Here is a 12,279-nt window from a genome sequence, read left to right on the forward strand (position 1 = left end):
TCCTCTGGTGTCTCAATGCGTTGCGCTGGCGGCGTTCGCCGCCGGTGCGGTTTGGCCGGGTGCGGCTGCGTTTTCCGGCAGATCCTCGAAGCCCAGCATCAGCGTGAGCGCGAACGACAGCACTACGGAGAGCGCCATCACCGCCACCACCCACACGATGCTCATCGGGTTGGCCGGATCGAAGAACTGCACGCTGGTGAACAGCCCGGGCGAGGCCATCGAATGGCTGGCCAACCCGCCGATGCCGGCGACCGCGCCGCAGACGAAGCCGCTGATCAGGCTGGCGATCAGCGGCCGTTTCAGGCGCACCGCCACGCCGTACAGCGCCGGTTCGGAAATCCCCGCCACGATGGCGGAGGCGGCGGCGGCCAGCGCGGTCTGGCGCAGCTCGCGGTTCTTGGTTTTCAGCGCCACCGCCAGCGAAGCGCCGCCCAGCGACAGGTTGGCGCCGATCTCCGAAGGCATCACCATGCCTTCTTTGCCGGTCTCGGCGATGGTCTGGATGATGGTGGGGGTGAACACCCGGTGCATGCCGGTGATCACCAGCAGCGGCCAAATCGCCCCCATGATGGCCACGGAGAGCCAGCCCAAATAGCCGTGCACGGTGTAGACCAGCGCAGAGATGCCGCTGCCGATCCAGATGCCGAGCGGCCCGATAAGCAGAATGGCGATCGGCGCGGCGATCAGCACGATCAGCATCGGTTTGAGGAAGTTCTTGGTCACCGCCGGGGTGATGCGATCCACCCCGCGTTCGATGTGCGACAGGATCCAGGTCATCACCAGCGCCGGGATCACCGTGTAGGTGTATTTCACCGCCGTCACCGGGATGAAGGCGAATTCCACCGCCTGGCCCTGTGCCGCCTTGGCCATCAGATCGATAAAGTTGGGATGCACCAACACCCCGGCGATGGCGATCGCCAACGACATGTTGGTTTTGAACTTCAGCGCCGCCGAAGCGGCGACCATCACCGGCAGGAAGAAGAATGCGCCGTCGCCGATCACGTTGAGGATGACGAGGGTCGAGGAGCCTTTTTCGAATACCCCGGCCATGTCCAGGATCATCGCCAGCAGCTTCACCATCGAGCCGCCGATGATGGCGGGGATCAGGGGCGACATGGTGCCCACCAGCGCGTCGAGAATGCCGGCGCCGATGCCCTTCAGGGTGAGTTGGCGTTTCACCGGGGCGGCGGGGGCCGCCGCGCCCGGCATGCTGAGCGCCAGCACCGCCTGATAGGCCTTGGCCACCTCGTTGCCGATGATCACCTGGCACTGCTCGCCGCTGTGCACCACGCCCAGCACGCCGTCGATAGCTTTCAGAGCCGGGGTGTCGATCCGCGTTTTGTCTTTCACCACGAATCTCAGGCGGGTCATGCAATGGGTCACGGCCTCGATATTGCCCGCGCCGCCCAGGGCGCCCACGATGGTGTGCGAGATCTCTGCGTAGTTCTTCGGCATGGCGTGTCGTCTCTCAGATAGCAATTCGGATAGCCCAAAGGCGCATATTTACTGCCTGGGCGATCCGTCGTTCCATCTGTATGAAACGCCCATAAGAAACCGGTTTCACAAAATCATGTATTTGTGTTTTGTTGTTGGCAAGAACTATGATTTTTGGCGTTTCGTTTTCGTGATCTGGATCGTCAGGGGTAAGTGCGCACCGACGCACAGGGGCGTGAAAGCGTTCCAAACGCCGGGCGTCTTGGGTAGACTGCGCTGAACCCATGGATTTTGGCGGCGCACAGATGGCAACGATACTCGAGGTGGCGAAAAAGGCCGGCGTTTCAAAGGCGACGGTGTCGCGCGTGTTGTCCGGCAGCGGCTATGTCAGCGAGGAGAAACGCGCGTTGGTGGATAAAGCCATCGCGGAAACCGGCTATCGGCCCAACCTGCTGGCGCGCAGCCTGGCGACCAACACCACTCAAACCCTCGGCCTGGTGGTCACCAACACCCTCTACAGCGGCAACTACTTCAGCGAACTGATGGCGCAGTCGGCGCGCATCATGGAGGCGAACGGCCGCCAACTGATCCTGGCGGACGGCAAGCACACCGCCGAAGAGGAGCGGGCCGCCATTCAGTTTTTGCTGGATCTGCGCTGCGACGGGGTGATCATCTATCCGCGTTTTCTGTCGATCGCGGAAATGGACGAGATCGTCTCCCAACACCGCCAGCCGATTCTGGTGATCAACCGGCGGCTGCGGCTGAACGACAGCTACTGCATCTTCAGCGATCAGCACGCAGCCGGCGCGGCGGCGGTGGCGCACCTGATCGCGCGTGGGCATCGCGACATCGCCTTTATCACCGGCTCGCTCGATTCTCCCACCGGGCTGGAGCGGCTTTCCGGCTACAAATCCGCGCTGGCGCAGCAGGGCATCGCGGTTAACGAGGCGTTGATCGTCGAGGGGAAATGGCACGCGCAAAGCGGCGTGGCGGCGGTCGATGCGCTACTGGCCGGCGGGCAGCCGTTCAGCGCCATCGTCGCCGGCAACGACGAGATGGCCATCGGCGCGATGAAGCGGCTGGCGGAGCGCGGCGTGGCGGTGCCGGAAGCGGTATCGGTCATCGGCTTCGACGACATCCCGCTGGCGCCCTATACCGTGCCGTCGCTGTCTAGCATGAAGATGCCGGTCACCGAGATGATCCAGGAGACCATCAACCGCCTGCTGTCGATGCTGGACGGCGGCGAGCTGAGCAAGCGCCCCAGCTTCCCGGCCAGCCTGATCGAGCGCGAGTCGGTGGCGGCGGGGCCGTATTGGGTAGGTAACTGATCCATCCGCGCCTCAATAGACAAACCCGACGGCCGGCCTTATATTGCTAATGAGAATCACTATCAAAAACCTCGTCGACGGTCGGCGTCATCATTCACAGGCAGGGCGAACATGTCTACGTCCCCCCAGCGGTTACTGCAGGAATATCATCAGCAAGCGCAGGACTATGCGCTGTCGGACATGCTGCGTGCGCGGCGCGGCGTGTTGGCCGCCGATGTCGACATCGAGCTGGATGAACCCCACCGCGCGGGGCTGAAGATCGTGGTGATCCGCCGCGGGCGTCTGCGCTGTGAAAGCGGAACGGGGCCGCAGGTGGAGCTGAACGGCCCTTCGCTGTTGCTGGCCGCCGGGCGGGACGACTTTGTGTTGAACAACCTGTTCCAGGCCGGCGAACCGCTCGATTACACCCTGCTGCAGTTCTCCGCCGCCTGGCTGGAACAGAACGATGTCCGCCTGCCGCCCGGCCTCGATGGGCGGCGGCATGCGCAATTGGTGCCGCTGGCGGCGCCGGCAGCGCTGATCGGCCAGGCCCGGCAACTGTTCGCCTGCCCGCTGCACGAGTCGCAGCGCGGGCTGTGGTTCAGCGCCAGGGCCAACGAGCTGGCGGCGCATTGCCTGCATCAATGCTGGAACCGCAGCGCTGCCGCGCCGTCTGTTGGCGTGCACCTGGCCGCGCGCGATGTGGCGCGCCTGCAGCTGGCGCGCGAAATCCTGTTGGCGGAGATGGAGCAGCCGCCGAGCCTGGATCAACTGGCTCAGCGCGCCGGGTTGAACACCCGCAAACTCACGCAAGGGTTCCGCCAGCTGTTTGGCGCCAGCGTATTCGGCCTGCTGCAGGAGCACCGGCTGCAAACCGCTTGGCGCTTGCTGAGCGAGCAGGATCTGCACGTTTCCACCGTCGCCTGGCAGGTGGGTTATACGCCGGCGCACTTCTCCGTCGCCTTCCGCAAGCGTTTCGGCGTCATGCCCTGCGACGTCAAAAAGCGTTAGCCACGCAATCGAAAGAAAAAGTCTCGCCGGCGAAAGCCTTTACGGATGAGGACGTCCGCCGCTTTTGGCTACAGTAAGCGCCTTTGCCGTGGAGGATCTCATGCTGAGTGACCTGCGGGCGCTGACGCGTCCTTTCCGCATCATGCTGTATTCCGCGCTGGCGCTGCAGGCGCTGGCCGGCGTCAGTTCGCTGTTTCCCTGGCTGGCGATAGCCCGGCTGGTGGACGCCGATCCGGCGGCCTATTCCTTCTGGCTTGGCGTCGCCGCCGGTGGCTTGGCGCTGTGGCTGTTCGCCCAAACGCTGGCGCTGCACCTCACTCATCTGCTCGACGCGCGTTTGTGTCATCGGCTGCGCAGCCAATTGGCCGCCAAGCTGGTGCGTCTGCCGCTGAACTGGTTTGTGCGGCAGGGCGAGAGCGGCGCCGCCCGGGCGCTGTCGCAGGACATTCAGGCGCTGCATCAGCTGGTGGCCCATGCGCCGGCGGAGTTGGTGCAGCTGGCCGTGGTACCCGGCTGCGCGCTGGCGCTGCTGGCGGCGGTGCAGTGGCCGCTGCTGCTGTTCGCGCTGATACCTTTGCTGGCGGCCGCGCTGTTGTTTCGCGTCATCCGTTCGCCGCGACTGCGGCCGGCGTTTGAACAACGCGATCGGGCGTTTCGGCAGTTGAACGACGATTATCGGCAGCTGGCGGCGCATCCGCTGTTGGCGCGCCAGTTTCCCGGTGCGGGCATCGAAGCGCGTGCGCGGCAGAGCCTGCGGGGCTTTCTCGCCGCCTTTCACCGTTGGCTGCGGCGTATCGGCGCGCTCGGCGCCGTGACCCAATTACTGCTCAGCGCCGCGCTGTCGGCCGGTTGGCTGTTGCTCGGCGCCCGCTGGCTGGCGCCCAATCTCACGCTGGCGGAGCTGGCGCTGTTCGTGTTGCTGTTGCGCAGCGTGGCGCAACCGGTGATGGCGATGGGGCACGGCGGCGATGCATTGCGCGCGGCGACGCTGGCCGCCGGCCGCATTCGGGCGCTGCTGGCGCATCCCGAAATACGCTGGGGAGGGCGCTCGACGATCGCTTCGGCGCCGCAGGGGGCGGCGCTGCAGCTGAGCGATCTCGGTTGCCGGCAGGACGAACGCTGGTTGCTGCAGGGCGTCAATCTGGCCGTCGAACCGGGGGAATGGCTGGCGATTGTCGGGGCGTCGGGCAGCGGTAAAAGCACGCTGCTGCGGTTGATCGCCCGTTATAGCGAGCCGGATAGCGGAACGGTATCGCTCGACGGCGTGCTCGCCGACGCGTTCTCGGCGCAGGCATTCAATCAGATGGTGGCCGTGGTGCCGCAGGAGAATACGCCGCCGGCGATGTCGCTGCGCGACAACCTGACGCTGTTCGTCGACGGGGCCGACGATGCGCAGCTGCGGCGCGTGCTGGCCGCGCTGGGGCTGGCGGCGCGTTTGCAGGATAGGTTGGACGATACGCCTTCGCTTTCCGGCGGGGAGGCGCAGCGTCTCGCCATCGCCCGGGCGTTGCTGGCGCGGCGGCCGCTGCTGTTGGCCGACGAACCGACTTCGGCGCAGGATCGGCAAAATCGCGAACGCATTCTGACGGCGCTGGCGCAGCTGCCCGCCACCCGGCTGGTGGCAACGCACGACGCGGAACTGTGCCGCCGCGCCGATCGGGTGGCGGTGCTGGCGGAGGGGCGGTTGCTGGCGGTCGGCACGCCCGCCGAGATGGCGGATCATCCGGCATTGTTGGCGGCGTTGGCCGAGCGCCAGGAGGCGGACGATGAAGTTTGAGTTGGTGAAAGCGTTGGCCCCGGCGCTGTTGCTGATGGCGCTGGCCGCCGCGTTGGATGGCGTCTGCGCCTTGCTGCTGGCGGCAGCGGTGGCGAACTGGCAGCAAAATCCCGGCCATTGGCTAGGGCTGCTGGCGCTGGCTACGCCTCTCTTGCTGGCGGTGCAGTATGCGGCGGCCTCCCGCGGTTTCTTCGCCGGCGGCGCGGTGATGAGCGCGTTGCTGCGGGCGCTGTTCCGCCGTCTGCCGCGCGCGCTGTCGCCGCAGGAGCAGGCACCGGGTCTGTTGGCCGGGGCCATCGGTCAGACGATGTCGGCACCCGCGCACCTGCTGGCGCCGTTGGTTGGCGCGGTCGTCACGCCGCTGGCGCTGATCGCCGGGCTGGCCTGCCTGAGCCCGGGAGTGGCGCTGATGCTGCTGGCGGCCTGCGTGCTGTTGATGCTGGTGTTGCGCGGTTCGGCGGCCCGGCTGCACCGGCGAGAGCGAGAGCTTGGGGAGGCCAATCAGAGTATTGAAGGGGCGCTGATGCAGTTTGCCCGTCATCAGGCATTGCTGCGCTTCGGCTACGGGCAGGCGGCCGCCGCCGAGGCGTTGACGCAACGGTTGGATGACCATCATCGGGCGCACGCCGCGCTGCTGCGCCAAAGCTTGCCATATCACCTGTTGTTCAGCGCCGGGCTGCAGCTGACGCTGTTGGCGGCATTGTGGTTCGGTGCCCATGAGGTGCTGGCGCAGCGCCTGAACGTCGCCCAATGGCTGGCGCTGATGATTGTCCTGGCCCGCTTGTTGGAGCCGTTGCTTCAGCTTTCTCACCTCGATCAGGCGCTGCGTCAGTTGAAGAGCGCGTGGGCGCAACTGCGGCAGGCGCTGGCGTCGCCCGCGTTGCCGCTGCCGGAACGGGACGGCGCGGCGCCGCAGGACGACGGCATCGCGCTTGAGGCGCTGAGCCTGGCGGCGGCGCACGGCGGCTGGCGGCTGCGGGAAATAGGCGGAGCCTGTGCCGCCGGAGAGATGTTGGCGATCGTCGGCCCTTCGGGCGCCGGCAAAAGCAGCCTGCTGAGCCTGATGGCGCGCACGCAGGATCCGACGGCGGGGCGGGTGTTCTACGGCGGCCGTGACGTGCGCGCGCTGTCGGCGCGGCAATTGGCGGGCGGTCGCGGCGTGATGTGGCAAGACAATCGCCTGCTGCGCGGCAGCGTGCGCTGGAATCTGACCCAGGGGCGAACGGATATCGGCGATGAGCGTCTGCTGGCGCTGTTGGCGGCGCTGGATCTGCCGCCCGACGTGCTGGAAGAAGAGGTCGGCAGCGACGGCGATCGTTTCTCCGGCGGGCAGAAGCAACGGCTGTGCCTGGCGCGCACGCTGCTGCAGGGGGCGCCACGATTGTTGTTGGACGAACCGGGCGCCAGTCTGGATCTGCGCAACGCCGAGCGCGTGGCGGCCCTGCTGGCCGGCTGGCCCGGCACGCGGGTCGTCGTCACCCACGATCCCGCGTTGGCCTGTCGGGCGGATCGAGTGTGGGTGCTGGAAGGCGGGCGGCTGACGGCGGCGGGCAGCCCGGATGCGCTGCGCGAGGCGGGGGGCTGGTTCGCCCGTTTCTGCCAGGCGAAAATGACCGGCGATCGATAGAGAAACTCCGGCAATCGAAAAAGTCGCGGCGGCCGTTTTGTTAGATTGATAACGATTATCATTTAACAATAACAATCAGGGAAAAACATGCGACTCATTCACCTCTCACCAGTGGCGGCCGCGATGCGCCGCGGCGCGTTGCTGTGCGCGCTGTGCGGCACCGGGGCGCTGGCGCAGGATGCGCCGGCCAAAACGGACGTAAAAGAAGATACCCTCACCGTGACCGCCGGCGCGGCGGCGCGGGATGACTATGTGGCTCCCGGCGTCACCACGCTGGGGAAAATCCCGCTGAAACCGCGTGAAGTGGCCCAGTCGGTCAGCGTGATCGATCGCCAGCAGATGGAGCAGCAGAATCTCACATCGCTGGATGCGGTGATGACGCGCGCCACCGGCGTCACCAGCGCCCCCTTCGTGTTGCTGACCACCGCGTGGTATGCGCGCGGCTTCAAGATCGATTCGTTCGAACTGGACGGCGTGCCGACGCTGCTGGGCAATACCGCCAGCTCGCCGCAGGACATGGCGGTGTATGAGCGGGTGGAGATCCTGCGCGGCTCCAACGGCCTGCTGCACGGGCTCGGCAACCCGGCGGCCACGGTCAACATGGTGCGCAAGCACGGACTGGCGCAAAACCGCGCGCAGTTTACCGCCAGCGCCGGGAGCTGGAATCAGTATCGCGGCGAAGCGGACGTGGGCGGCCCGCTGAACGCGTCGGGCAGCGTGCGCGGCCGTGCGGTGATGGCATGGGAAGATCGCGATTATTTCTATCGCGTCTCGGATCAGAAAACCCGTTTGCTGTATGCCACCGTCGACGCCGATCTGACGCCGGATACCCTGCTGCGTGTCGGCGCGCAGTACCAAACCATCGATTCCGTCACCAATATGGCCGGGGTGCCGATGGGGAAAGACGGCAGCGATCTGCACCTGCCGCGCAGCACCTATCTGGACGTGGACTGGGATCGCTTCAAATGGGACACCACGCGGCTGTTCGCCGCGGTGGAGCATCGGCTGAACGACGACTGGCAGGCCAAGCTGAGCGGCGACTATCTGCACGCCAAGTCTCGCCTGCTGTATGCCGGCGCTTGGGGCAACGTCGATCCGGCCACCGGCGACGGCGCGGCGCTGATGGGCGGCGCCTATCGTTTTCGCAATCAGCAGCTGGGGCTGGACGCCAGCCTGAACGGCAAGATCGACGCCTGGGGGTTGCGGCACGAGCTGGTCGTCGGCGCCAGCTACACCCATGCCGAAGAAGAACAGTTCACCGCACGGTTTGATTCGGTGTTTCAGGTGCCGGTGAACGTCTACCGCTGGGATCCGCACGGCGTGCCGAAGCCAGCGATCGGCGCTTACAGCTCGCCGGGGTCGACCAAAACCGTTCAGCACGGGGTGTACGGCATGGGCCGCATTAAACTGGCGGAGCCGCTGACGCTGGTGGCCGGCGCGCGCGAAAGCTGGTGGCAACTGCGTTCGCCCAGCGACACTCTGGAAGAGAACGCGCGTCTGACCCCCTACGGCGGCCTGATCTGGGATTTCGCCAAAGACTGGTCGTGGTATGCCAGCTACGCCACGGTGTTTCAGCCGCAGAGCGGCAAAACCTGGAGCGGGCAGATGCTTAAGCCGGTGGAGGGCCGCACGTTGGAAAGCGGGGTGAAGGCGTCGCTGATGAATGGCGCGCTCAACCTCTCGGCCGCGGCGTTCCGCATCGATCTGGAGAACAACCCGCAGGTGGATCCCGATCACCCGGGCGGCGGTTTCGATACCTGGTATATCAGCGGCGGCAAGGCTCGCAGTGAAGGCCTCGAGCTGGAAGGGCGCGGATACCTCACGCCATGGTGGGACGTCACGCTCGGCTACACCTATACCGACACGCGCTACACCCGCGACGCCGGCAACCAGGGGCGCGCCTACAACAGCCTGACGCCGCGTCATATGCTGCGGCTGTGGAGCGATTACGACCTGCCGTGGGATCAGCGCAAGTGGAGCATCGGCGGCGGCATCCAGGCGCAGAGCGCGTTCAGCAGCGCCAATGGCGCGACGACGCTGCGCCAGGGCGGCTATGCGCTGGTCAACGCACGGCTGGGGTATCGCATCGACGAGACCTGGTCGGCGGCGCTCAACGTCAACAATCTGTTCGATCGCCGCTACTACGCCGGGCTTTTCTCGCCGCAGTGGAACAACCGTTACGGTGAACCGCGCAACCTGATGTTCACCGTCAAGGCCGAGTTTTGATGAATATGCGCGTATGGGCGGCGTGCCTCGGCAGCGCCATGGGGGGCGTTACCCTGGCGCTGCTGTTGGCGCGCGGCTATCCCTCGGCCGACCCGCTCGATCGGCTTTACGGCGCGCTGTTTCTGGCGTTGTTCGGCGGCATCGCGTTGCTGACGTATAGCCTGCTGGCGCCGGACTGGCGTCGCACGCTGCTGCGCGCCTGGTTGTGGTGGCCGCTGCCGCTGGCGCTGCTGGAGGCGTGGCGATGAACGCCGTCGCGCGACGGGCTTTGGCGTCGCTGCATCGGGGCTGCGGCGCGTTGTTCGGCTGCGCGCTGTTCGTGGTCCTGTTCACCGGCTGCTGGAGCCTGGCCGGCGACAGCTTCACGCTGTGGTGGAACGGCGTGACGATGAGCGGCGAGCAACGGCCGTTGGCGCAGCTGCTGGACGACGCGAAAGCCTACGGTGAAGACGGCGCGGCGCCTTACGTCATGCTGCCGAGCGCGCGTTATCCGGTGATTCGCTTTTGCCGCGCCCCGGACGACTGCGCCCTCGCGCTGAGCGCCGTCAGCGGGCGGCTGGTCAGCCTGACGGCACCTACCACGCTGTTGGTGACGCTGCACAAGAACCTGTTTCTCGGCTTTCCCGGTCGGGTGTTTCTCAGTTTGTTCGGCATCGCGTTCGCTTTGCTGCTGATCAGCGGGATTGCGCTGCATGGTCGACGGCTGCGCCAGCTGTTGCAGCTGCGGCGGCGTCAGGGGCTGCGGGTGCTGCTGTTCGATCTGCACAATCTGTTGGGGCTTTGGTGCTATCCGTGGCTGGTGATGTTCGCTTTGACCGGCGCGTTATCCGGCCTCGGCGCGCTCGGTACTGTGCTGCTGGCCGACCGCGTCAGCCCCGGTGCGCCGCAGCGGGTGATGGCGCAGCTGATGGGCGGTGCGCAACCTGCACCGCCCTTGCCTGACGCCGGGCGTACTCTTGCGCAGACGATGGCGGCGCTGCGGCGCCAGGCACCGGAATTTACGCCGCAAACCCTGCAGCGCGCGCCGGATGGTGCATTGCTGGCGGTGGGCGGCGTCACTCGCGGTATTCCCAGCAGCGCGCTGTTCGAGCAATTTCGTTTCGGCAGCGGCGAGCAGCCGGCGCTGATGCGGCGCAGCGCCGCTCATCAGGGGCCATGGACGCGCGCGTTCATCGCCGTTCAGCCGCTGCACTATGGCCAATACGCCTGGTTGCCGCGGGCGGCGGCGGCGGTGAGCGCGCTGCATTTTTTGGCCGGGTTCGGCGCGGCGACGCTGGCGCTGAGCGGGCTGGGATTGTGGTGCCTACGGCAGCCGCAGCGCCGTGCCGCGCGCTTTATCACCGGCGTCTGCTGTGGTCTGACGGTGGCGGGAAGTCTGCTGTTGGCCGCCCGGCCGCTGGCGGCGTTCCCTGCCGCCTGGCTGTTTTGGGGAATGTGGGGCGCGGTGGCGCTGTTGGCGTGGCGAGTTTGGCCGGGGTGGTTATTGTTCCTCAGCGGAATGGCCAGCGGTACGGCGCTGCTGGTGGCGGCGCTCGGCCATATGCTCAGCGCCGGCCCCGGCCTGTACTGGCTGGACAGCGCTTTACTGTTAGTCAGCGCGGCTCTGTTCGCCGCCGGCTCCTTGTTATGGCAATCGCGCGGTGCCTGGCCGCGCCAATTGGAGTAAAACATGCGACAACTATTGCAACATCGGCATCTGGTGCTGACCCTGGGGCTGCTCTATTTTAGTCAGGGCATCCCGATCGGCATCGCCATGGATGCGTTGCCGACCCTGCTGCGCCATGACGGCGCCAGCCTGCAGGCGCTGGCGTTTTTGCCGCTGGTGGGGTTGCCCTGGGTGGTGAAGTTTCTTTGGGCGCCGCTGGTGGATAATCACTGGTCGCCACGCTTCGGACGCCGCCGCAGTTGGATTATTCCGCTGCAGTGCGTGGTGACGATGTGCCTGATCCTGCTCAGCGCGGTCGGCATTTCCGCGGCGGCGGCAGGGCTGTGCGTCGCGCTGCTGGCCGTCGCGTCGCTGGCCAGCGCTACGCAGGATATCGCCACTGATGGCATGGCGGCGGAACACGTCAGCGGTGAGTTGCTGTCGCGCGTCAATGCCATTCAAATCGCCGGGGTGATGAGCGGCTTCTTCGTCGGCGGGGCGGGCATGATGATGCTGAGTGCCCGGGTAGGCGTGCAGGGTGCGCTGCTGGCGATGGCGATCTTCCCTGCCGTCAGCCTGCTGGCGATTGGCCGCTTCCGACAACACGCCGATCTGCCGCCCGAACGCGCCGATTCGCGTCCGGCCAGCCTGCTGCGCACGCTGCGCCGTCGCGGCGCGGCGCGGTTGCTGACGTTCACGCTGCTGTCGGCGGTGACCGCGGTATCCGGCTTCGGGTTGGCCAAGCTGTTTTTAACCGATCACGGTTGGACGCCGGCGCAGGTCGGCCAGATCGGCATGGCCGGCGGCATGGTGACGCTGGTGCTCGGGTGCGGTGGCGGCGCCTGGCTGGTGAGCCGGCTCGGGGTGTGGAAGGCGTTCGCGGTTGGCCTGGGTTGTGCGCTGTGCGCCTCGCTGTGCTGGCTGGCGATGGCCAACTGGGGTCTGCAATCCGGCGGCGTGATCGCCGCGGTGATGGGAGGCGCGCTGGCTTCCGGAGTGACCTCGGTCGCTATCATGACTGCCGGCATGCAGTTCGCTGCGCAGGGCGATCAGGCGGGCACAGACATGACCATGGTGCAAAGCTCGCGCGATATCGGGGAAATGGTCAGCAATATGCTGATGGTGGGGATGACCGCCAGCCTGGGCTACCGTTTTTCCTTCGCGTTGGCGGCCGCTTTGGCCGTGCTGCTGCTGGGCATCAATCTGGCCAGCAACCGGCACCCTGCGGCGGTGCGGCGGCAAGAAGAGTAGA

9 protein-coding genes are annotated in these 12,279 nt (G+C 66.4%); 8 read left to right on the forward strand and 1 reads right to left on the reverse strand.

Features of this window, described 5'->3' with window-relative positions; translation table 11 throughout:
• Positions 1–12: 12 nt before the first annotated feature.
• On the reverse strand, positions 13–1,455 hold the full coding sequence (gene ascF, locus ACF8MC_RS18120) for a PTS cellobiose/arbutin/salicin transporter subunit IIBC (protein WP_164105632.1): 1,443 nt from the start codon (positions 1,453–1,455) through the stop codon (positions 13–15).
• A gap of 284 nt (positions 1,456–1,739) precedes the next feature.
• Between ascF and ACF8MC_RS18125 the strand changes: the two genes are divergently transcribed.
• The 8 genes from ACF8MC_RS18125 to ACF8MC_RS18160 all read left to right on the forward strand — a co-directional run bounded on the left by ACF8MC_RS18125 (position 1,740) and on the right by ACF8MC_RS18160 (position 12,278).
• The gene (locus ACF8MC_RS18125; protein WP_145956992.1) at positions 1,740–2,762 is read left to right on the forward strand and encodes a LacI family DNA-binding transcriptional regulator; all 1,023 of its coding nucleotides are present in this window, start codon (positions 1,740–1,742) and stop codon (positions 2,760–2,762) included.
• Between the two features lie 111 nt (positions 2,763–2,873).
• Positions 2,874–3,752, forward strand: coding sequence for an AraC family transcriptional regulator (locus ACF8MC_RS18130; RefSeq protein ID WP_047569528.1), 879 nt, complete (start codon positions 2,874–2,876; stop codon positions 3,750–3,752).
• A gap of 100 nt (positions 3,753–3,852) precedes the next feature.
• Positions 3,853–5,529, forward strand: coding sequence for an ABC transporter ATP-binding protein (locus ACF8MC_RS18135; protein WP_049195545.1), 1,677 nt, complete (start codon positions 3,853–3,855; stop codon positions 5,527–5,529).
• The gene (locus tag ACF8MC_RS18140) at positions 5,519–7,156 is read left to right on the forward strand and encodes an ABC transporter ATP-binding protein (protein ID WP_049195544.1); all 1,638 of its coding nucleotides are present in this window, start codon (positions 5,519–5,521) and stop codon (positions 7,154–7,156) included. The genes ACF8MC_RS18135 and ACF8MC_RS18140 overlap by 11 nt, the downstream gene beginning before the upstream one ends.
• A gap of 87 nt (positions 7,157–7,243) precedes the next feature.
• On the forward strand, positions 7,244–9,382 hold the full coding sequence (locus ACF8MC_RS18145; RefSeq protein WP_193145599.1) for a TonB-dependent siderophore receptor: 2,139 nt from the start codon (positions 7,244–7,246) through the stop codon (positions 9,380–9,382).
• The gene (locus ACF8MC_RS18150; RefSeq protein ID WP_033652804.1) at positions 9,382–9,630 is read left to right on the forward strand and encodes a hypothetical protein; all 249 of its coding nucleotides are present in this window, start codon (positions 9,382–9,384) and stop codon (positions 9,628–9,630) included. The genes ACF8MC_RS18145 and ACF8MC_RS18150 overlap by 1 nt, the downstream gene beginning before the upstream one ends.
• Positions 9,627–11,048: a PepSY domain-containing protein gene (locus tag ACF8MC_RS18155; RefSeq protein ID WP_060422620.1), complete on the forward strand. Its 1,422-nt coding sequence runs from the start codon at positions 9,627–9,629 to the stop codon at positions 11,046–11,048. The genes ACF8MC_RS18150 and ACF8MC_RS18155 overlap by 4 nt, the downstream gene beginning before the upstream one ends.
• 3 nt (positions 11,049–11,051) lie before the next feature.
• The gene (locus ACF8MC_RS18160) at positions 11,052–12,278 is read left to right on the forward strand and encodes a RhtX/FptX family siderophore transporter (RefSeq protein ID WP_164105634.1); all 1,227 of its coding nucleotides are present in this window, start codon (positions 11,052–11,054) and stop codon (positions 12,276–12,278) included.
• Position 12,279: the final 1 nt, after the last annotated feature.

The organism is Serratia sp. LACPHL-BACT-2024-00286 (assembly GCF_043109535.1).
In the GTDB taxonomy this organism is placed as follows: domain Bacteria; phylum Pseudomonadota; class Gammaproteobacteria; order Enterobacterales; family Enterobacteriaceae; genus Serratia; species Serratia sarumanii.

Coding starts and splice junctions, on each gene's coding strand:
- ACF8MC_RS18130 (WP_047569528.1), top strand. CDS start 2,874: ATGTCTACGTCCCCCCAGCGGTTACTGCAGGAATATCATCAGCAAGCG.
- ACF8MC_RS18135 (WP_049195545.1), top strand. CDS start 3,853: ATGCTGAGTGACCTGCGGGCGCTGACGCGTCCTTTCCGCATCATGCTG.
- ACF8MC_RS18140 (WP_049195544.1), top strand. CDS start 5,519: ATGAAGTTTGAGTTGGTGAAAGCGTTGGCCCCGGCGCTGTTGCTGATG.
- ACF8MC_RS18160 (WP_164105634.1), top strand. CDS start 11,052: ATGCGACAACTATTGCAACATCGGCATCTGGTGCTGACCCTGGGGCTG.
- ACF8MC_RS18125 (WP_145956992.1), top strand. CDS start 1,740: ATGGCAACGATACTCGAGGTGGCGAAAAAGGCCGGCGTTTCAAAGGCG.
- ACF8MC_RS18155 (WP_060422620.1), top strand. CDS start 9,627: ATGAACGCCGTCGCGCGACGGGCTTTGGCGTCGCTGCATCGGGGCTGC.
- ACF8MC_RS18150 (WP_033652804.1), top strand. CDS start 9,382: ATGAATATGCGCGTATGGGCGGCGTGCCTCGGCAGCGCCATGGGGGGC.
- ACF8MC_RS18145 (WP_193145599.1), top strand. CDS start 7,244: ATGCGACTCATTCACCTCTCACCAGTGGCGGCCGCGATGCGCCGCGGC.
- ascF (WP_164105632.1), bottom strand. CDS start 1,455: ATGCCGAAGAACTACGCAGAGATCTCGCACACCATCGTGGGCGCCCTG.